20 protein-coding genes are annotated in these 18894 nt (G+C 72.8%); 13 read left to right on the plus strand and 7 right to left on the minus strand.

Annotation, left to right across the window (positions count from 1 at the left end):
* Positions 1–5: 5 nt before the first annotated feature.
* From tsaB to B100_RS0104410, 7 genes are all read left to right on the plus strand, one after another.
* Positions 6–659: a tRNA (adenosine(37)-N6)-threonylcarbamoyltransferase complex dimerization subunit type 1 TsaB gene (gene tsaB, locus B100_RS0104380; protein WP_024883227.1), complete on the plus strand. Its 654-nt coding sequence runs from the start codon at positions 6–8 to the stop codon at positions 657–659.
* Complete coding sequence (rimI, locus tag B100_RS0104385) at positions 656–1213, plus strand: ribosomal protein S18-alanine N-acetyltransferase (protein WP_024883228.1); 558 nt, start codon at positions 656–658, stop codon at positions 1211–1213. The genes tsaB and rimI overlap by 4 nt, the downstream gene beginning before the upstream one ends.
* Entirely contained in the window at positions 1206–2303 is a 1098-nt protein-coding gene (gene tsaD / locus B100_RS0104390; protein ID WP_024883229.1) for a tRNA (adenosine(37)-N6)-threonylcarbamoyltransferase complex transferase subunit TsaD, read from the plus strand. The genes rimI and tsaD overlap by 8 nt, the downstream gene beginning before the upstream one ends.
* On the plus strand, positions 2300–2563 hold the full coding sequence (locus B100_RS0104395; RefSeq protein ID WP_024883230.1) for a hypothetical protein: 264 nt from the start codon (positions 2300–2302) through the stop codon (positions 2561–2563). Before tsaD ends, B100_RS0104395 begins: the two co-directional genes overlap by 4 nt.
* Positions 2564–2703: 140 nt before the next feature.
* On the plus strand, positions 2704–3756 hold the full coding sequence (locus tag B100_RS0104400; RefSeq protein ID WP_024883231.1) for a LacI family DNA-binding transcriptional regulator: 1053 nt from the start codon (positions 2704–2706) through the stop codon (positions 3754–3756).
* A 431-nt stretch (positions 3757–4187) separates the two neighbouring features.
* Entirely contained in the window at positions 4188–4544 is a 357-nt protein-coding gene (locus tag B100_RS0104405; protein ID WP_024883232.1) for a YciI family protein, read from the plus strand.
* Positions 4545–4603: 59 nt separating this feature from the next.
* A complete protein-coding gene (locus B100_RS0104410; protein ID WP_024883233.1) occupies positions 4604–5914 on the plus strand; it encodes a sigma-70 family RNA polymerase sigma factor in 1311 nt (436 codons plus the stop codon).
* 338 nt (positions 5915–6252) lie between these two features.
* Here the strand turns inward: B100_RS0104410 and B100_RS0104415 are convergent, their stop codons facing one another.
* Positions 6253–7440, minus strand: a complete 1188-nt coding sequence (locus B100_RS0104415) for a THUMP-like domain-containing protein (protein WP_024883234.1) — start codon at positions 7438–7440, stop codon at positions 6253–6255.
* A gap of 90 nt (positions 7441–7530) precedes the next feature.
* Here B100_RS0104415 and B100_RS0104420 point away from each other — a divergent pair, with 90 nt between their 5' ends.
* From B100_RS0104420 to groL, 4 genes are all read left to right on the plus strand, one after another.
* Positions 7531–8451, plus strand: a complete 921-nt coding sequence (locus B100_RS0104420) for a polysaccharide deacetylase family protein (RefSeq protein ID WP_024883235.1) — start codon at positions 7531–7533, stop codon at positions 8449–8451.
* Positions 8448–9227 (plus strand): polysaccharide deacetylase family protein, encoded by a 780-nt coding sequence (locus B100_RS33650; RefSeq protein ID WP_037722417.1) that lies wholly within the window; start codon positions 8448–8450, stop codon positions 9225–9227. The genes B100_RS0104420 and B100_RS33650 overlap by 4 nt, the downstream gene beginning before the upstream one ends.
* Before the next feature lie 298 nt (positions 9228–9525).
* Positions 9526–9834 carry a co-chaperone GroES gene (gene groES / locus B100_RS0104430; RefSeq protein WP_024883236.1) on the plus strand — a complete coding sequence of 103 codons (309 nt, stop codon included), beginning with the start codon at positions 9526–9528 and terminating at the stop codon, positions 9832–9834.
* Positions 9835–9984: 150 nt separating this feature from the next.
* A complete protein-coding gene (gene groL / locus B100_RS0104435; RefSeq protein WP_024883237.1) occupies positions 9985–11610 on the plus strand; it encodes a chaperonin GroEL in 1626 nt (541 codons plus the stop codon).
* 299 nt (positions 11611–11909) lie between these two features.
* Here groL and B100_RS0104440 read toward each other — a convergent pair whose 3' ends face one another.
* From B100_RS0104440 to B100_RS0104460, 5 genes are all read right to left on the minus strand, one after another.
* Positions 11910–12797, minus strand: coding sequence for a septum formation family protein (locus B100_RS0104440; protein ID WP_024883238.1), 888 nt, complete (start codon positions 12795–12797; stop codon positions 11910–11912).
* 60 nt (positions 12798–12857) lie between these two features.
* On the minus strand, positions 12858–13394 hold the full coding sequence (locus B100_RS0104445) for a DUF3293 domain-containing protein (RefSeq protein ID WP_024883239.1): 537 nt from the start codon (positions 13392–13394) through the stop codon (positions 12858–12860).
* Between the two features lie 120 nt (positions 13395–13514).
* Positions 13515–14222, minus strand: coding sequence for an ester cyclase (locus B100_RS0104450; RefSeq protein WP_024883240.1), 708 nt, complete (start codon positions 14220–14222; stop codon positions 13515–13517).
* An 88-nt stretch (positions 14223–14310) separates the two neighbouring features.
* Positions 14311–15084 carry an SDR family NAD(P)-dependent oxidoreductase gene (locus B100_RS0104455; protein WP_024883241.1) on the minus strand — a complete coding sequence of 258 codons (774 nt, stop codon included), beginning with the start codon at positions 15082–15084 and terminating at the stop codon, positions 14311–14313.
* A 152-nt stretch (positions 15085–15236) separates the two neighbouring features.
* Complete coding sequence (locus B100_RS0104460) at positions 15237–15917, minus strand: MOSC domain-containing protein (RefSeq protein ID WP_024883242.1); 681 nt, start codon at positions 15915–15917, stop codon at positions 15237–15239.
* A gap of 92 nt (positions 15918–16009) precedes the next feature.
* Between B100_RS0104460 and B100_RS0104465 the strand changes: the two genes are divergently transcribed.
* The gene (locus B100_RS0104465) at positions 16010–16906 is read left to right on the plus strand and encodes a LysR family transcriptional regulator (protein ID WP_024883243.1); all 897 of its coding nucleotides are present in this window, start codon (positions 16010–16012) and stop codon (positions 16904–16906) included.
* Between the two features lie 65 nt (positions 16907–16971).
* Here B100_RS0104465 and B100_RS0104470 read toward each other — a convergent pair whose 3' ends face one another.
* Entirely contained in the window at positions 16972–17304 is a 333-nt protein-coding gene (locus B100_RS0104470; protein WP_024883244.1) for a WhiB family transcriptional regulator, read from the minus strand.
* Positions 17305–17685: 381 nt separating this feature from the next.
* Between B100_RS0104470 and B100_RS0104475 the strand changes: the two genes are divergently transcribed.
* Positions 17686–18297: a response regulator transcription factor gene (locus B100_RS0104475; protein WP_003948568.1), complete on the plus strand. Its 612-nt coding sequence runs from the start codon at positions 17686–17688 to the stop codon at positions 18295–18297.
* Positions 18298–18894: the final 597 nt, after the last annotated feature.

Consider the following 18894-nt stretch of genomic DNA (forward strand, 5'->3'; position numbering starts at 1 on the left):
TTTGCGTGCTCTTGCTCGCTCTGGATACCGCCACCCCCGCCGTCACCGTCGCTCTGCACGACGGCGACGACGTCATCGCCTCGTCGAGCCAGGTGGACGCCCGCCGCCACGGTGAACTGCTGCTCCCGGCCGTCGACCGGTTGCTCGCCGAGGCCGGTCTGCGGCTCGACGCCGTCACCGGGATCGTGGCCGGCATCGGTCCCGGCCCCTACACCGGCCTGCGGGTCGGCCTGATGACCGCCGACACCTTCGGACTCGCCCTCGGCGTGCCCGTGCACGGTGTGTGCACGCTGGACGGCCTGGCCTACGCGGCCGACCTGGAGGGCCCCTTCGTCGTGGCGACCGACGCCCGGCGCAAGGAGGTCTACTGGGCGCGGTACGCCGACTCCCGCACCCGCCTCACCGACCCGGCCGTGGACCGGCCCGCCGACATCGCCGGCCAGGTCGCGGGGCTGCCCGCGGTGGGCGCCGGCGCGCTGCTGTACCCGGACACCTTCCCCAAGGCGCACGAGCCGGAGCACGTCAGCGCCGCCGCCCTGGCCCGGCTGGCCGCGGAGCGGCTGGCGGCGGGCGAGGAGCTGCCCGCGCCCCGGCCGCTGTACCTGCGGCGGCCCGATGCCCAGGTCCCCAAGAACTACAAGGTGGTCACCCCCAAGTGACGGGAACCGAGACGGTCGTACTGCGCGAGATGCGCTGGTGGGACATCGACTCCGTGCTGGAGCTGGAACGGGACCTCTTCCCCGAGGACGCCTGGTCGCGCGGGATGTTCTGGTCCGAGCTGGCCCACGCCCGCGGGCCCGGGGCGACCCGGCGTTACGTCGTCGCCGAGGAGGGCGACCGGATCGTCGGCTACGCCGGCCTCACCACCTCCGGCGCGGAGGGCGACGCCGGTGACTCCCCGGCCGCCGACGTCCAGACCATCGCGGTCACCCGCGATTACTGGGGCACCGGGCTCGGCTCGCGGCTGCTGACCGAGCTGCTGCGCGCGGCGACGGAGTTCGAGTGCGCCGAGGTGATGCTCGAGTGCCGCGTCGACAACGTCCGCGCCCAGAAGCTCTACGAACGCTTCGGCTTCGAGGCCATCGGAGTCCGGCGCGGCTACTACCAGCCGGGCAACGTGGACGCGCTGGTCATGCGCTTGACCGACCCGTCCGCCTCCGTGACCCCGGACCATTCCGTGAACGGCGTACAAGGAACCGAGATCCATGGCTGACGAACCCCTGGTACTGGGGATCGAGACCTCCTGCGACGAGACCGGCGTCGGTGTCGTCCGCGGGACCACCCTGCTGGCGGACGCCGTCGCCTCCAGCGTCGACGAGCACGCACGCTTCGGCGGCGTCGTCCCGGAGGTGGCGAGCCGCGCCCACCTGGAGGCGATGGTCCCCACCATCGACCGCGCGCTGAAGGAGGCGGGGGTCGGCGCCCGCGACCTCGACGGCATCGCCGTCACCGCGGGACCGGGCCTGGCCGGCGCGCTGCTGGTCGGCGTCTCCGCCGCCAAGGCCTACGCCTACGCCCTCGGCAAGCCGCTCTACGGGGTCAATCACCTCGCCTCGCACATCTGCGTCGACCAGCTGGAGCACGGGCCGCTGCCCGAGCCGACGATGGCCCTGCTGGTGTCCGGCGGCCACTCCTCGCTGCTGCTGTCCGAGGACATCACCTCGGACGTGCGGCCGCTCGGCGCGACCATCGACGACGCGGCGGGCGAGGCCTTCGACAAGATCGCCCGTGTGCTGAACCTCGGATTCCCCGGCGGCCCCGTCATCGACCGGTACGCCCGTGAGGGCGACCCGGCCGCGATCGCGTTCCCGCGCGGCCTCACCGGCCCGCGCGACCCGGCGTACGACTTCTCCTTCTCCGGTCTGAAGACGGCCGTGGCCCGCTGGATCGAGGCGAAGCGTGCGGCGGGCGAGGAGGTGCCGGTGCGTGACGTGTCGGCGTCCTTCCAGGAGGCGGTCGTGGACGTGCTCACCCGCAAGGCCGTGCGGGCCTGCAAGGACGAGGGTGTCGACCACCTGATGATCGGCGGCGGCGTGGCCGCCAACTCCCGGCTGCGGGCGCTGGCCCAGGAGCGCTGCGAGGCGGCCGGCATCCGGCTGCGGGTGCCGCGCCCCAAGCTGTGCACGGACAACGGCGCGATGGTGGCGGCCCTCGGCGCGGAGATGGTCGCGCGTAACCGCCGGCCCTCCGACTGGGACCTCTCGGCGGACTCCTCCCTCCCGGTGACCGACCCGCACGTGCCGGGCACCGCCCCCTCCCACGACCACGTCCACGAGACCTCGGGGGAGAACCTGTACTCATGACGGTCGCGCTGATGTGGGAGGCCCGCGCGGTGCCGGGCCGGGGCGCGGACCTGCTCGCCTGGGCCGAGGAGCGGGCCCGGGAACTGCCCCGGCGCCCGGTGCGCCGCGAGACCTTCCGCGCCCCGCAGGACCGCGTCCTCGTCATCACCTGGTGGAAGGCCCCGTACGACGCGGAACTCCCCGAGCTCCCGGAGCCGGAGAGCACGCTGGTCGCGCGGGCGGTCCACCGGTGGCGGTTCGAGTCGCTCGGGAGCGTGTGACCGGAGCGGCGGGCGGGCCGACGGGCGGGGCGGCGAGGCGTGTGCGCCCGCGAGGAGGCGAATCTTTCGTCATACGTTTCGAATGTTCCGGACGGTCACAGGTCTTCGCCGTCGGGCCTCGCGGAGATACGATCGCCGCCATGACTTCTCCGCAGCCCGCTGAGACCCGGACCAACGGGCGCAGCTCGCAGACCGCGACGCTCGCCGAGATCGCCCGCGAGGCGGGTGTCTCCGCGCCGACTGTTTCGAAGGTGCTCAACGGCCGTGCCGACGTCGCCCCCGGCACCCGCTCCCGGGTCGAGGAGCTGCTGCGCACCCACGGCTACCGGCGCCGTCGCGCCGAGGCGACCCGGTCGCCCCTGATCGACCTGGTCTTCCACGAGCTGGAGAGCGCCTGGGCGATGGAGGTCATCCGGGGCGTGGAGAACGTCGCCCGGGACGCCGGGCTGAGCGTCGTGCTCTCCGAGAGCGCCGGACGTCTTACGCCCGGCCGCACCTGGGCCGACCAGGTGGCCGCCCGTCGTCCGCACGGCGTGATCCTCGTGCTGTCCGGCCTCGACGAGTCCGGCCGGGCGCTGCTGACCAGCCGTTCCATCCCGTTCGTGGTCATGGACCCGGCCGGTGACCCGGGCACCGACGTGCCCTCCATCGGCGCGACCAACTGGCAGGGCGGCCTCGCCGCCACCCGGCATCTGGTCGAGCTCGGCCACACCCGCATCGGGGCGATCAGCGGTCCCTCACGGATGATGTGCAGCCGGGCCCGCGTCGACGGGTACCGGGCCGCCCTGGACACCGCCGGGCTGCCGGTCGATCCGGAGCTGATCGTCTCCGGCGACTTCCACCACGACGCCGGCTACCAGCAGGGTCTCGCCCTGCTGCGCCGCGCGGACCGGCCCACCGCGGTCTTCGCCGGCAACGACCTCCAGGCGCTCGGGCTGTACGAGGCGGCGCGCGAGCTGGGGCTGCGGATTCCGGAGGACCTGAGCGTGGTCGGGTTCGACGACCTGCCGGTGGCCCGCTGGGTGGGGCCGCCGCTGACGACCGTGCGGCAGCCGCTGACGGAGATGGCGGAGGCGGCGGCCAAGCTGGTCCTCGACCTCGGCAAGGGCGAGGACAGCTCCACGGCGACCCGGGTGGAGCTGGCGACCAGCCTGGTGGTGCGCAGCAGCACGGCCCCGCCCGCGAGGGCCTGACCCGGCGCGGGGGCCCGTTCCGGCCCGGGGGCCCGTTCCGGCGGGGAGTCCGGTCCGGCAGGGAGCCCGGTCCGGCCAGGAGTCCGGTCCGGTCGTGTGGCGAGGTCGCCGACGCCGCCACCGCCGGCCTCACCACCGACACCGGCCTGGACTCGCTGGGCGCGCACCCGCTTCGCGCGGTCTGCGGGGCCTGACCGCCGACCGCGTCACCACGGTGACCCTGCCGCTGCTGCCTGCCCCGTCGGACCCCGATCGGGTCGGCTCCGACGAGCCGGAGGTGGGCAGGCTCTGGGCCTCGCCGAAGTGAGGCGACGTGCGCGGGCTGCGCACCGGAGAAAAGATCTCCGTGCCGGTGTCGATTCCCGTCCCCGCCGTTCGACGCAGGGGTGAGAGGCCGGGAAGACCCGGCCCGCCCACCACGAGGAGCCACCATGCCCCGCTATCTCTCCCTCATCCGGATCGACGAGAACAACTCCCCCGAGGGCGGCCCCAGCCCCGAGCTGATGCAGCGCATGGGCGAGCTGATCGAGGAGATGACCAAGAACGGAGTCCTGCTCGACACCGCCGGGCTGACCCCGACCGCCCAGGGCACCCGGGTGCACTACGAGGGCGGCCGGCTGTCCGTGACCGACGGTCCGTTCACCGAGACCAAGGAGGTCATCGGCGGGTACGCCCTCCTCCAGGCCAAGGACCGTGCCGAGGCGATCGAGTGGACCAAGCGGTTCCTGAAGGTGCACGAGCCGCACTGGACGGTGACCTGCGAGGTCCGGGAGATCGAGGAGGGCTGACGTCCCGGCCCGCCGGGCCCGCTTGGCCTCACCGCCGTACGGGTGTCTGATGGTGGGCTGTGACACCACAGCCCACCGCCGGACCGGACGGGACGGGCGGACCGGAGGGGACGGGCCGGCCGGAGGAAGCGGCCGGGACCGTCGAGACCGTGTTCCGCATGGAGTTCCCCCGGGTGATCGCCGGGGTCACCCGGATCGTCAGGGACGTCGGCATCGCCGAGGAACTCGCCCAGGACGCCCTGGTCGCGGCCCTGGAGCAGTGGCCGCGGGACGGGGTCCCCGACAACCCGGGCGCCTGGCTCATGACCACCGCCCGCAACCGCGCCGTCGACCTGGTCCGCCGCCGCGAGACCTACGCCCGCAAGCTGGCCGAGATCGGCCGGGACGCGGCCACGGTGACGGCGCCGCCGGAGGTGCCGGCCGACCCGGACGACATCGACGACGACCTGCTGCGGCTCGTGTTCACGGCCTGCCACCCGGCGCTCTCCGCCGAGGCCCGTACCGCCCTCACCCTGCGGTTGCTCGGCGGCCTGACCACGGCCGAGATCGCCCGCGCCTTCCTCGTGCCCGAGCCGACGGTGGCGCAGCGCATCGTGCGCGCCAAGCGCACCCTGGCCCGCAGGAACGTCGCCTTCGAGGTGCCGTACGGGCCCGACCGCGAGGCCCGGCTCGGCTCGGTCCTCGACGTCATCTACCTGATCTTCAACGAGGGGTACGCCGCCACGGCCGGCGACGACTGGCTGCGTCCCGCCCTCTGCGAGGACGCGCTGCGGCTGGCCCGCGTGCTGTCCGGACTGATGCCGAAGGAACCCGAGGTGCACGGGCTGACCGCGCTGCTGGAGTTCCAGGCGTCCCGGACCGCCGCCCGCACCGGCCCCGACGGCGCACCGGTGCTGCTGAAGGACCAGAACCGCGCCCGTTGGAACCGCCTGCTCATCGGACGAGGGGCGGCCGCGTTGGCCCGCGCCGACGCCGTGGCCTCCGGCCCCCCGGGCCCGTTCGTCCTCCAGGCGGCCATCGCCGCCTGTCACGCGCACGCCTACCGCTACGAGGAGACCGACTGGCCGCGCATCGCCGCCCTCTACGGCCTGCTCGCCGCCCGCACGCCCTCCCCGGTGGTCGAGCTCAACCGTGCGGTCGCCGTCTCCATGGCGGAGGGGCCGGAGGCGGCGCTTCCGCTGGTGGACGCGCTCACCGAGGTGCCGGCGCTGCGCGACTACCACCTGCTGCCGAGCGTCCGCGGCGACCTCCTGGCCCGCCTCGGCCGCACGGACGAGGCCCGCGAGGAGTTCCTGCGGGCGGCCCAGCTGGCGGGCAACACACGGGAACGGGAGCTCTTGCTACGGCGCGCGCAGGGTCTCGGGGGGTGACCGGTGTGCCGGGTGCCGCCCGAGCTGTCGGGCGGCACCCGGCGTGCGGGATCGGCGCGTGCAGCGGGGCGCGGGCCGAGGTGGCGGGCGGCGGGCCATCAGTGCGGCGCGGTGAGCCGCGGGGCGGGCTCGGGGGCCGGTCCGGTGTGCGGGGGGCTGAGCCGTGAGGCGGCGGGCGGCGACTGGTCCGGCGTGCGGGGCGTCCGCCTCCCGTGCGGGGCGTCCGGGGCGGCGGGCGGTCGGGGTGGCCCTGCGGTGCCGGGGGGTGTCCGTGCCGTGGGGCGGCGGCCGGCGACGGACTCGGCGCACGGGTGCGGAAGCTGCCGCGCGCCGGCCGGTCAGCGGGCCGGGTGGCCCAGCAGCATCGTCGGTGCGCCGGCGACACGGGTCAGGAAGACCGTGACCGACGCGGAGCCGTGCGGCTTCGGCAGGGCCTTGCGGCGCAGTTCCTCCGGCTCGACGGCCGAGCCGCGCTTCTTGACGGTGAGGACGCCCACCTCGCGCTCCCGCAGCAGCGCCTTCAGCTTCTTGACGTTGAAGGGGAGGTGATCGGTGATCTCGTAGGCGGTGGCGTACGGGGTGCGGTGCAGGTCGTCGGCGGTGACGTAGGCGATGGTCGGGTCGATCAGCCCGCCCTCGACCTCCTCGGCCACCTGGGCGACCAGATGGGCGCGGATGACGGCGCCGTCGGGCTCGTACAGGTACCGCCCGACCGGCCGGACCCCGGGGTCCGGGAGCAGGGTGGCGGGGGTGGCGTGGATCCCGGCCACGGCGGGCAGCAGGGTCGCCCGCCGCGCCCCCGGCGTCACCCCGGAGCCGAACCACAGCATGGCCTCCTTCACGTCCCCGCCGTCCGAGACCCACTCCGCCGTCGCCTCGGCGGGGATCGCCTCGTGCGGGATGCCGGGTGCGATCTTCAGCAGACCCCGCGGGGCCTTCAGCGCGGCGGACACCGCCCAGGACAGGGGCGGGGAGTAGGCCTCCGGGTCGAAGATCCGGCCGCGCTTGGAGGAGCGCCGGGCCGGGTCGACGAACACGGCGTCGTATCCGGCCGTGTCCACCTGCGTCACGTCCGCCTCGCGCACCTCGATCAGGCCGGCCAGCCCGAGCGCGTCGGCGTTGGCGCGGGCGGCCTGGCAGGTCAGCGGGTCCCGGTCGACGGCCAGCACCCGGATGCCGGCACGGGCGACGGCGATCGCGTCCCCGCCGATCCCGCAGCACAGGTCGGCGACCGACCGCACCCCGGCCGCCCACAGGCACTGCGCCCGGTACTCGGCGACGCTGCGGCGGGTCGACTGCTCGACCCCGTTCGGCGTGAAGAACATCCGCGCCGCGTCCTCCGCCCCGAACTTCACCGCCGCCCGCTGCCGCAGCCGCGCCTGGCCGAGCGCCGCCGACACCAGCTCGGCGGGATGCTCGCGGCGCAGCCGGGTCGCGACGGCGAGTTCGCGGGCGGGGTCGGTGTCGCGCACCTCGTCGAGGAGGGTGCGGCCTTCGGGGGTGAAGAGCGGGGCGAGGTCGTTCACCGGGTCATTGTGGGCCAGTCGGTGGACCGTGTGCCTCCGGCCGCGGTGTCGGGCCGGGCGCGGCCCGGTCGGCTGCGAGGATCCGGGCCCATGCGAGTAGTAGGACAAAACGATAAGAAGTGGACGCGGGTGGGTGTACGGACCGGCCTCGCGGTCCTCGCTCTCGCCGCCCTCGCCTCGGGCTGCGGTCAGGACCGCGAGCCGGTCGAACCGGCCGGCGGCCAGCAGCCCCTCCAGGCGCCCCCGGCCCGCGCACTCGACTCCTACGCGGGCAAGCTGAGCGCCGCACAGGCCGCGCGGGCCGCCGCCGCAAAGCGCTGGGGCCTGAAGAAGGTCCCGCTGGCCGCGCCGCCGCCCCCGGCGAAGAAGCCGAGGATCACCACCCGCGAGGGGTTCGAGGTCGACGGTCACGAACGGCTGGAGCTCCCGCCGGTGTTCACCACCGTCCCCGTCGAGGAGAAGGTCGTCTTCCTCACCATCGACGACGGCGCCGAGAAGGACCCCGAGTTCCTGCGGATGATGAGCGAGCTGAAGGTGCCGTACAGCGCCTTCCTCAGCGACTACGTCGTCAACGACGACTACGGCTACTTCAAGGACATGCAGAAGCGGGGCGTGAGCCTGCACAACCACACGCTCCACCACCCCTACCTGCCGGCGCTCTCCCGCGCCAAGCAGAAGCGGGAGATCTGCGGCATGCAGGACGTCGTCGAGGAGCACTACGGCACCCGCCCGGTCCTCTTCCGCCCGCCCTACGGCAACTACGACAAGAACACCCTGCGCGCCGCCAAGAGCTGCGGGATCACCCACGTCCCGCTGTGGAACGAGGAGGTCTTCGTCGACCACTGGGAGTACCGCGAATGGGACCGGAAGATCCACCCCGGTGACATCGTGCTCTCCCACTTCCGCGGCCGTGACGACTGGAAGGGCACCATGCCGGACATGATCCGCCGCTTCCTCGACAAGGTCACGGCAGAGGGGTACGCCGTGGGCAGGCTGGAGGACTACCTGTGAGGTGGCGCGGGGCTCCGTGGCTCCTCCCCGCGGCCCTCGCCCTGCTCGCCGCCGCCGGGTGCGCGGCGCCGGCCGGCGTGGGACACGTGTCCTCCCGGGCCGCGCCGACGGCCCCCGCCACCGCCCCGCTCCCGCCGGTCGTCGACCACGTCACGACCGACGACGGCACCGTCTTCCTCACCTACGACGACGGCGCCGAACGCGACCCCCGCTTCATCGACCTGGTACGCGAGCGCAGGCTGCCCGTCAGCATGTTCCTCACCGACAGCGTGATGGGCCCCGGCTACGGCCACTTCGCCCGCCTGCGCGCGGTCGGCGCGAACCTGCAGAACCACACCCTGGACCACCCCGCCCTGCCCGGCCTGCCCTACGCGGGGCAACGCGCCCAGATCTGCGGCCAGCAGCGCAAGCTGGCGTCCCGCTTCGGCATCCGCCCCCGCCTCTTCCGCCCGCCGTACGGCACGTACGACACCACCACGCTGCGCGCCGCCGCCGACTGCGGCATCGCGGCGGTGGTGCTGTGGCGCGTGACCCTCGAACCGGACGGCCACCTCACGTACGCCCACGGCCCGCACCGGCTGCGCCCCGGCGACATCGTCTCCGTACCGTCGGGCGAGGCCCCGCCCCTGTCCCTCGCGGAACGCACGACACGGCTCCTGACGGAACTGGACGAGCGGAACTTGAAGGTGGGCAGACTCGAGGACCACGTAGGCCGGCATCCCGGCCCGGCCGCTCCCGGCCCGTCCGACGCCACTCCCAGGCCGTCCGGCGCTTGAGGACGAGGCCCGAAGGGCCGGGCAGGGGGGCCGGGGGCGCAGCCCCCGGGGCGGCCACACCAGCACCGGCACCACACCACCCCGCGCCGAAGAACGCCCCCCACCCCCCGACGCGCCGCACGGCAATTGGCACTCCGCTTGACCGAGTGCTAATCGCGGTCATAGTCTCAGGTCTGGCACTCCCCCCTGGAGAGTGCCAACACGCGACGGGCAGGTCCGGCACCCGCGACGACGGATCGACCTGGTCGCCACCTCAGACAGTTAACCCCGTGAGATCTCCGAAGGGGGAGGTCGGATCGTGACGACCGCCAGCTCCAAGGTTGCCATCAAGCCGCTCGAGGACCGCATCGTGGTCCAGCCGCTCGACGCCGAGCAGACCACGGCTTCGGGCCTGGTCATTCCGGACACTGCCAAGGAGAAGCCCCAGGAGGGCGTCGTCCTGGCCATCGGTCCGGGCCGCGTCGAGGACGGCAAGCGCGTCGAGCTCGACGTAAAGGTCGGCGACGTCGTTCTGTACAGCAAGTACGGCGGCACCGAGGTCAAGTACAACGGCGAGGAGTACCTCGTCCTCTCGGCCCGCGACGTCCTCGCGATCGTCGAGAAGTAAGAGTTCTCCGGGGCCCGCCCCGGAGAACTCGACCTCGTAGCAAGTACTTCTGCTCGAACACTGCGCCCCTGGCCCCAGCATCCGACAAGGAGCCGGGTGGCCCAGGGGCGCAGTGATTTCATCTAGATTTCCGAGAGGGCTCCCGCTGCCATGGCGAAGATCCTGAAGTTCGACGAGGACGCCCGTCGCGCCCTCGAGCGCGGCGTCAACAAGCTTGCCGACACGGTGAAGGTGACGATCGGCCCCAAGGGCCGCAACGTCGTCATCGACAAGAAGTTCGGCGCCCCGACCATCACCAATGACGGTGTCACGATCGCCCGCGAGGTGGAGATCGAGGACCCGTACGAGAACCTCGGCGCGCAGCTGGTGAAGGAGGTGGCGACCAAGACCAACGACATCGCGGGTGACGGCACCACCACCGCCACCGTGCTGGCCCAGGCGCTGGTCCGCGAGGGCCTGAAGAACGTCGCCGCCGGTGCTTCCCCGGCCGCCCTGAAGAAGGGCATCGACGCCGCCGTCGCCGCCGTGTCCGAGGACCTCCTCGCGACCGCGCGCCCGATCGACGAGAAGTCCGACATCGCCGCGGTCGCCGCGCTGTCCGCCCAGGACCAGCAGGTCGGCGAGCTCATCGCCGAGGCGATGGACAAGGTCGGCAAGGACGGTGTCATCACCGTCGAGGAGTCCAACACCTTCGGTCTGGAGCTGGACTTCACCGAGGGCATGGCCTTCGACAAGGGCTACCTGTCGCCGTACTTCGTGACGGACCAGGAGCGCATGGAGGCCGTCCTCGACGAGCCGCAGATCCTGATCACGCAGGGCAAGATCTCCGCCATCGCGGACCTGCTGCCGCTGCTGGAGAAGGTCATCCAGGCCAACGCCTCCAAGCCGCTGCTGATCATCGCCGAGGACGTCGAGGGCGAGGCCCTGTCCACCCTCGTCGTCAACAAGATCCGCGGCACCTTCAACGCCGTCGCCGTCAAGGCGCCCGGCTTCGGTGACCGCCGCAAGGCGATGCTGCAGGACATGGCCGTCCTCACCGGCGCCACGGTCGTCTCCGAGGAGGTCGGCCTCAAGCTCGACCAGGTCGGCCCGGACGTGCTCGGCTCCGCCCGCCGCGTCACCGTCACCAAGGACGACACCACCATCGTCGACGGTGCCGGCAAGAAGGACGACGTGCAGGGCCGCGTCGGCCAGATCAAGGCCGAGATCGAGGCCACGGACTCCGACTGGGACCGCGAGAAGCTCCAGGAGCGCCTCGCGAAGCTGGCCGGCGGCGTGTGCGTGATCAAGGTCGGCGCCGCCACCGAGGTGGAGCTGAAGGAGAAGAAGCACCGTCTGGAGGACGCCATCTCCGCGACCCGCGCCGCGGTCGAGGAGGGCATCGTCTCCGGTGGTGGCTCCGCGCTGGTCCACGCCGTCAAGGTCCTCGAGGGCAACCTCGGCAAGACCGGCGACGAGGCCACCGGTGTCTCCGTGGTCCGCAAGGCCGCCGTCGAGCCGCTGCGCTGGATCGCCGAGAACGCCGGCCTCGAGGGCTACGTCATCGTCTCCAAGGTCGCCGAGCTGGAGAAGGGCAGCGGTTACAACGCCGCCACCGGCGAGTACGGCGACCTGGTCAAGGCCGGCGTCATCGACCCGGTCAAGGTGACCCGCTCCGCCCTGGAGAACGCCGCCTCCATCGCCTCCCTCCTCCTGACGACCGAGACCCTGGTCGTCGAGAAGAAGGAAGAGGAAGAGCCGGCCGCCGGTGGCCACGGCCACGGCCACTCCCACTGACGACCCCCAGGTCGCGCCGACGACCCCGCGGTCGCACTGACGGCCTGAGGTCGCCGGACACCGAGTGAGGGCCCGGCTCCCCGTCCACCCGGACGCGGAGCCGGGCCTTCGCCGTACCCGCCGCCGGCCCGGCTGACCCTCCCGCCCGTCCCGGAACCGATCACGCCCGTCCGGAGTCCGTGCACACGGCGGCCGGAACGAGCCAGGGGGACGGCGATGCGCCAGACCTGAACGCCGCCGCGACGACAAGGGGGCGGCGGCGACCAGGACAGGCCCGGCCGCCGCCCGGTCACCTGCGGTCAGGGAGCCCAGACCTCGGCCTCGTCGGCCGGGACGGTGGTGGCCAGGCCCAGTTCCTTGCGGGCGGCGACCGACTTGTTCGGGTCGATGAGGGTGAACCCGGCGTCGTAGGCGACGTAGAACGTGTCGAGGTCGCCGGCGTTCGCGGCCTTCCGCCACTCGCCGGCCGCCTTGACCAGCGTCCCGCGGAGCTTGCCGACCTGGGCGCCCGGGACGCCCTTCAGCCCCTTGACGTGGGTGTCGAGGGCGGCGGCGACGGCCTTGGCCTGCGCCTGGTAGGCGTCCAGGTCACCCTCGATGTCGTCCGTCTCCGGCTGGTTGGCCCACAGGGCCTCGTACACCGCGTTGGAGCCCTTGAGGTACGTGAGCTGCTCGGGCTTGAACGTCTTCGCGGTGTCCAGGGAGCCCTTGAACGTGCCCTTGTCGAGGCTGTACGTGCAGCTGACGAGGCGGTCGTCCGTCGCCCAGCTTTCGGCGGTCGGGGTGTAGTAGGACAGGCCGACGCCCTGGGGCAGGGCCCAGGTGTCCGGGGCGTACTTCTGTGCCTCGACCGGGCAGCGGGTGTCCGCGATCGTCGTGACGGCGTCCTCGCCGGGGTACTTCCGGCCCTGCTGGATCGCGAACTCACCGACGACCTGGCCCTGGTGCGCCTCGTCGCAGGGCACGATCTCGACGAGGTACGCCTCGCCCTCCGCCTTGCCGTTCGGGTTGTAGCAGTCCCCGACGTCCAGCGAGAACACGGACCGCTGACGCGCGGCCTTCTTCGCCCCGTCCTTGGCGCTGCCGACAGCCTCGGACACGTCCGAACAGCCGACGGCCCCGAGCGCGACCAGCGCGACGACGGCGGTGAGCCCGCGAGGCGAGCGGTAGGGGGTACGGACGGCCATGGCGTCCACGTCCTTCGGTGCGATGTTCAGGAGGGAGCCCGTCCACCCTGGTCGGGGACCTCACCTCCGCTTCCGCGTCTGTGACGCGCGACGATCGGGGAAGGTTGTAACCCTGTCCCGCGACGGCAGGCGCGTGGACGCCGCCCACCCCTGAACCGTCACCGCGTCGCTGTCGCAGGCCAGAACGCGCCAGGTGTCAGGCGTCCAGGCGAACACCGCGTCCTGCTCGAAGCGGCGCCCCAACGCGCGCGCCGTCGCGTCCGTCAGGCCGAGGACGGCGACGCTCTCCTCCTGGTGCGTGCCGTGCGGGTCGCCGCCCACCGCGGGCCACGAGGGGGGGGCGAGGCGGCGGATCTCGTCCAGCAGGCGTCGCCGGGCACGGGCGTTGACGTCGTCCGGGGTGATCCGGCCGAGGGGGTCGCAGGCGGTGATCACATGGACGGCGGCGTCACCGAAGGCCGCGGGGAAGGCTCCCTCGGTCGTGCCCTGGGGACGGGGCTCGACGAGGACGGACCGGCCCTGGAACCGGATGCGGACCACTGCCCCGCGGTACAGAAGCCAGTTGCGGGGCGTGCCGGATGCGCCGACGGCGTGCACATGGGCCTCCTCTGACGAAGACCCCCTTACACCGTCGGGCAGGGAGATCGGTGCTCGTCCCCACGGGGCCGTGGGGACCGGCCGTAAGAATAGGACACCGTGCGGGCGCGCACCTCCCGGTCACAGCCGCGCCGGTTCCACCGCCCCCAGCTGCGCCATCAGGCCCAGGCGGTCGTACTGCCACCAGCCCTCGGCGATCCTGCCCTGCGTGCTGAAGCGGAGGATCGTCGTGCCGGTCATGGTGGCCCTGTTGCCCGTGGCCGGGAGGCCGAGGAAGTCGCCCTTGTGGACGCCGTCCCAGCTCCAGCGGGTGCACACGCGGTCGGCCTGGGCGATGCGGTCCTCGACGCGGAACGTGAAGTCGAAGCCGGCGCGCCACATGTCCAGCTCGCGGCGGAGCTGGTCCAGGCCGAGGAGGTCCCGCTCGTTGGCCGGGTCGTGGTCGTGGTAGTCCTCCTCCACCAGGCCGGCCAGCGGGGAGAGGTCGTCCGAGGCGGTCGCGACCTCGAAGAACCGCCGTGCCGTGTCCCCGTTCAGCCGCGCGTCGCGCACCACGTCCAGGTCGGTGACGGTCGGTGTGCCCTGGCACAGGGCGCTCATCTCGCGGAAGATCCGCTCCGTCTCCGGCAGCCGCGAGTTCCGCACCGCCTCCTCGTACGACGGGAACTCCACGATCTCCACCAGGTGCGACGTGTCCGTGCGGTCCTTGCCGACCACCGCGTGCGTCGCCGTCCGCCTCCCCCTGGTCTGCTCCACCCACTGGTCCAGGAGCCGGTCCATCTCCTCGAACCGGTTCGTCCTGCAGTCGATGAGCTGTACAAAGGTCATGACGTCACCTCCGGGCCCCCTCGGTCGGGGCTGGCTGGGCCTGTCGTGCCCCATTTTCCTCCGGGGGGAGGTCCGCGTCCCGCCGTCGTCAGCGGGGCCCGTACTTGCGGCCCGTCCGCGAGGAGATCCCGCCCATCATTCCGCGCGGGACCAGCTTGGACGCCCCGAGCAGCACCTTGTAGCGCGGGTCCGGGACGGAGAGCGACTTGCCCCGGGTCAGGTCCGCCAGCGCCGCCGCGACGACCTTGTCCGCGTCCAGCCACATCCACCCGGGGATGTTGTCCGTGCCCATCCCGGCCCGCTGGTGGAACTCGGTCCGTACGAAGCCGGGACACAGCGCCATCAGACGCACCCCCTGACCGCCCAGGTCCTGCGCCGCGCCCTGGGTGAACTGCACGACCCACGCCTTCGAGGCGCCGTACGTCCCGCGCGGCAGGAACGCGGCCGTCGAAGCGACGTTCACGACACCGCCCCGCCCGCGCTCCCGCATCGCCTCCACCGCCGCAGAGGTGAGCCGGAGCACGGCCTCGCAGTGCACCTTGAGCATCATCAGCTCGTCGGACACGGGGACCTCGAGGTAGCGGCCCTTGTGCCCGAAACCGGCGTTGTTGATCAGCAGGTCGACGGGGTTCTTGGGGTCACCGAGCCGTCGGGCGACCGCTTCGATGCCCTTGTCCTCCGCCAGGTCGGCGGTCAGCACCTCCGCCTCGATGCCGTGGCGGTCGTGCAGCTCGGTGGCCTGTTCCCGCAGCCGGCCGGTGTTCCTGGCCACCAGCACCAGGTCATGCCCGTCGGCCGCCAGCCGCCGCGCGAACGCGGCACCGATCCCAGCCGTCGATCCCGTAATCAGAGCCGTTGTCATGGCGCAAGACTAGTTACCCGGAGCGGCAGCGTCCGCTCTGCGGCCACCCCGCGTCCGCTCCGTATCCGTTCGCCCCCCGCTCCGCGTCGGGTCACGCTCGGTTCCGGGTGCGGCGGCTCCGCCGGCCGCTCCCGGCGGAGTCCGACGCCCCGTCACACCTCGGCGGCCGCCCCGTACTTCTCCACGTGCGCCCGCGCCTTCGCCAGCGCCTCCGGGTGCAGCGCCTCGTGGGCCGCCAGCAGCCGGGGGAGCAGGTCGCGCTCCGTGGTCACGGCACGGAACTGCAGGGCCACCGTCACCTCGTGGTCCGGGCGGTGGACGATCCGCACGGCGTCGCCCGCGCGCACCTCGCCAGGGGTGATCACCCGGAAGTACGCCCCCGGCGCGCCCCGCTCCGTGAACCGCTTGATCCAGCCCTTCTCCTCCAGGTGGCCCTGGAACGTACGGCAGGGGATGCGTCCCGAGGTGACCTCCAGGACGACCTCCGGACCCACCGCCCAGCGCTCGCCGATCAGGGAGCCGGACACGTCGATGCCCTCGGTCGTGAGGTTCTCGCCGAACGAACCGTTGGACAGTGTGCGTCCCAGTGCGCTCTGCCACTCGTCGAGGTCCTCGCGGGCCACCGCGTACACCGCCTGGTCGTCCCCGCCGTGGTGCCGCGTCTCGCAGACCGCGTCACCGGCCAGGCCGCTCCCGCCGACGCTCTTCGGTCCCGGCGCCGCCACCCGCACCGGCCCGGCCACCGGACGCTTGTCGATGCCGGTCAGACCGTCGCGCTGGCCCGTGTACGGCACGGCCTTGGGACGGCCCAGGTTCACAGAGAGAAGCTTCATGCGCTGCACGGTAAGCCATGCGCATCAAAGCGTCGACGCAATAGTTCCCTGTAGGTCAAAGGGTGGCTTATCCCTACGGGTACCCTGGCAGGGTGATCGAAGCCCGCCACCTCCGTGTGCTGCGCGCCGTGGCCTCCACCGGCTCCTTCTCCGCCGCCGCCCGCGAGCTGGGATGCACCCAGCCCGCCGTCAGCCAGCAGATGAAGGCCCTGGAGGCATCCGTCGGCACGCCGCTGCTCATCCGCTCCGGCCGCGAGATGCGGCTGACCCAGGCCGGGGAGGCGCTGGTGCGGCACGCGGCGGGCATCCTCTCCGGGCTCACCGCCGCCGAGGAGGAGGTCGCGGCCATCGCCGGGCTGCGCGCCGGACGGGTCCGCCTGGTGTCGTTCCCCAGCGGCAGCTCCACGCTCGTGCCCACCGCGCTCGCCGCCCTGCGCGACGCGCACCCCGGCACCCGGGTCTCGCTGGAGGAGGCCGAACCGCCGCGCTCCGTCGAGCTGCTGCGCGAGGGCGACTGCGACGTGGCCCTCGCCTTCCGGTACGAGGGGGCGCCGGGCGCGGAGGAGTGGGACGACCTGGTGGTGCGGCCGCTGCTGTCGGACCGCCTGGTGGCACTGGTGCCGGAACGCCACAGGCTGGCGCGCGCGGAGTCCGTCGCGATCGGCGAGCTCGCGGACGAGCCGTGGATCGCGGGCTGTCCGCGCTGCCGGGGCCAGCTGGTCGAGGTGTGCGAGACGGCCGGCTTCACTCCGCGCATCGACTTCGCCACCGACGACTACCCGGCGGTGGCCGGCCTGGTCGGCGCGGGTCTGGGCGTGGCGGTCCTGCCCCAGCTCGCGCTCGAGTCGGTGCGGCCCCGCGGTGTGCGCACCGTGGCCCTGGAGCCCGCCGTGCGGCGGGAGATCGTCGCGCTCACCCTCCCGGATCTGGCCCAGGTGCCCGCGGTCACCGCGACGCTGGAGAAGCTGGCGGCGACGGCCGCCAGGTAAGGGTTCAAGGGCACGCGCGCGTGCCCGCGCGTCCTTGCGACGGTTCCTTCCGAAGAAACGTTCCTTCAGGTGTTCGAGGCGGTGGCGTGCCCGGCGGCACCCGACGCGGAGACCAGCCGGTTGCGGGCCCGCCCCATCAGCTCTTCGCGCTCGTCCTCGGTCAGGCCGCCCCACACGCCGTACGGTTCGCGCACGGCCAGCGCGTGGGCGGCGCACTCGGCGCGCACCGGGCACCTCATGCAGACCTCTTTGGCCGAGTTCTCGCGTGCGCTGCGCGCGGCGCCGCGTTCGCCCTCCGGGTGGAAGAAGAGCGAGCTGTCCACCCCGCGGCAGGCAGCGAGGAGCTGCCAGTCCCACAGGTCCGCGTTCGGTCCGGGAAGGCGGGAGAAATCTGCCATTGCGTGACCCCTTGTAGCCGTTACTGGGCGGATCCGGTGTCCACAACCGTACAACTGCGATCAAAGGAGATGAAAATATGACTCATTGCGAATCTAGCCCTGGACACTGACGAAAGGGAAGAAAAGGGTCTGAATGGGGCATGGGTTGTGATGAAAGTTCGGGGGTACGTCGCGCATGTCTCCACCGTGAACGCCTCCTCACGTAGAGTGCCGAAGATGGCAGACGGCCCCGTAACTCTTTCGAGTGACCGTCGTTGAGAGTGCGAGGCGGTTGAAGGAACAAGCGCTCGGGCGGGCGTCCGAGACGGTCGACCGCACAGGTGACGATTTCGTACCAGCCTGGAGGCTCAAGGTGACGCGCATCAGCTGCGGAGGGCGGCCATGACTTCCGTCCTCGTCTGCGACGACTCCCCGCTTGCCCGAGAGGCGCTCCGCCGCGCGGTCGCGACCGTGCCCGGTGTCGAGCGCGTGACGACGGCGGCCAACGGCGAGGAAGTCCTCCGCCGCTGGGGTGCCGACCGCTCGGATCTGATTCTGATGGACGTACGCATGCCCGGTCTGGGCGGCGTCGAGACAGTGCGGCGGCTGCTCTCCGCCGATCCCGGAGCACGCATCATCATGCTCACGGTCGCCGAGGACCTGGACGGCGTGGCCCTCGCGGTCGCCGCCGGGGCCCGCGGCTATCTGCACAAGGACGCCTCCCGTGCCGAGCTGCGCGCCACGGTCACGCAGGCGCTCGCCGACCCGACATGGCGGCTCGCCCCGCGCCGGCTGCGCTCGGCCGAGATGGGCGCGGCGCCCACGCTCACCGCGCGTGAGATCCAGGTCCTCGAAGGCATGAGCCACGGCCGCTCCAACGCGGAGATCGGCCGTGAGCTGTTCCTCTCCGAGGACACGGTGAAGACGCACGCGCGTCGTCTCTTCAAGAAGCTCGGTGCCTCGGACCGGGCGCACGCCGTGGCGCTCGGGTTCCGGTGGGGTCTGGTGCGCTAGGCCCCGTCCCTCGGACCCGGACGGGCGCGCGGTACGGCACCCAGCCCGGGTCCGGCGAACGGCGGCCCAGCGGCAGCCCGGCCGAGGTGCACGCACGCGGTCCGTCGGCGCGGTGCCGCGGGCGGTCCGCGGGTGCGACGGCGCGGGCGGGTGATCCGTGCGCGGCACGGGGCGGTGCGACGGCCGTGGGTACGGCCGGCGCGCGGACGCCTGTGTCCGACACGGCGGACGCGGGCTCCGGTTTCCCCCGCGGTGCGGAGGGTGGTGCCCGGGGTTTGCCGCGCCGTGCGTGTGGTGGCGTTGGGTGTTTCCCTCGCTGTGCGGATGGCGGTGTTCGGGTTTCCCGCCGGGCGGATGGCGTTCGAGGTCTCCCTCGCCGTGCGTGTGGCGGTGCCCCGGGGTTTTCGCGTCATGTGTACGTCGCCGTCCGGGGTTTCCCGCGTCGCGCGTGCGTCGACGCCCGTGGTCTCCCGTGTCGTACGGACGGCCGCGTCACCGGTCTCCCGCGTTGTACGGACGGCGGGGCTTTGGGTCCTGCGCGTCGTACGGACGGTGGGCGGTGCCGGTGTGCCGACCCACCGGGATGTTCCGGACGCC

The sequence above is a fragment of the Streptomyces sp. CNH189 genome, from assembly GCF_000527195.1.

Excerpts from the sequence above, each read along its gene's own strand:
- tsaD (WP_024883229.1), top strand. The coding sequence starts at position 1,206 with ATGGCTGACGAACCCCTGGTACTGGGGATCGAGACCTCCTGCGACGAG.
- B100_RS0104400 (WP_024883231.1), top strand. The coding sequence starts at position 2,704 with ATGACTTCTCCGCAGCCCGCTGAGACCCGGACCAACGGGCGCAGCTCG.
- B100_RS0104405 (WP_024883232.1), top strand. The coding sequence starts at position 4,188 with ATGCCCCGCTATCTCTCCCTCATCCGGATCGACGAGAACAACTCCCCC.
- B100_RS0104450 (WP_024883240.1), bottom strand. The coding sequence starts at position 14,222 with ATGACCTTTGTACAGCTCATCGACTGCAGGACGAACCGGTTCGAGGAG.
- B100_RS0104420 (WP_024883235.1), top strand. The coding sequence starts at position 7,531 with ATGCGAGTAGTAGGACAAAACGATAAGAAGTGGACGCGGGTGGGTGTA.
- B100_RS0104460 (WP_024883242.1), bottom strand. The coding sequence starts at position 15,917 with ATGAAGCTTCTCTCTGTGAACCTGGGCCGTCCCAAGGCCGTGCCGTAC.
- B100_RS0104470 (WP_024883244.1), bottom strand. The coding sequence starts at position 17,304 with ATGGCAGATTTCTCCCGCCTTCCCGGACCGAACGCGGACCTGTGGGAC.
- B100_RS0104475 (WP_003948568.1), top strand. The coding sequence starts at position 17,686 with ATGACTTCCGTCCTCGTCTGCGACGACTCCCCGCTTGCCCGAGAGGCG.
- B100_RS0104455 (WP_024883241.1), bottom strand. The coding sequence starts at position 15,084 with ATGACAACGGCTCTGATTACGGGATCGACGGCTGGGATCGGTGCCGCG.
- groL (WP_024883237.1), top strand. The coding sequence starts at position 9,985 with ATGGCGAAGATCCTGAAGTTCGACGAGGACGCCCGTCGCGCCCTCGAG.
- B100_RS0104395 (WP_024883230.1), top strand. The coding sequence starts at position 2,300 with ATGACGGTCGCGCTGATGTGGGAGGCCCGCGCGGTGCCGGGCCGGGGC.
- B100_RS0104440 (WP_024883238.1), bottom strand. The coding sequence starts at position 12,797 with ATGGCCGTCCGTACCCCCTACCGCTCGCCTCGCGGGCTCACCGCCGTC.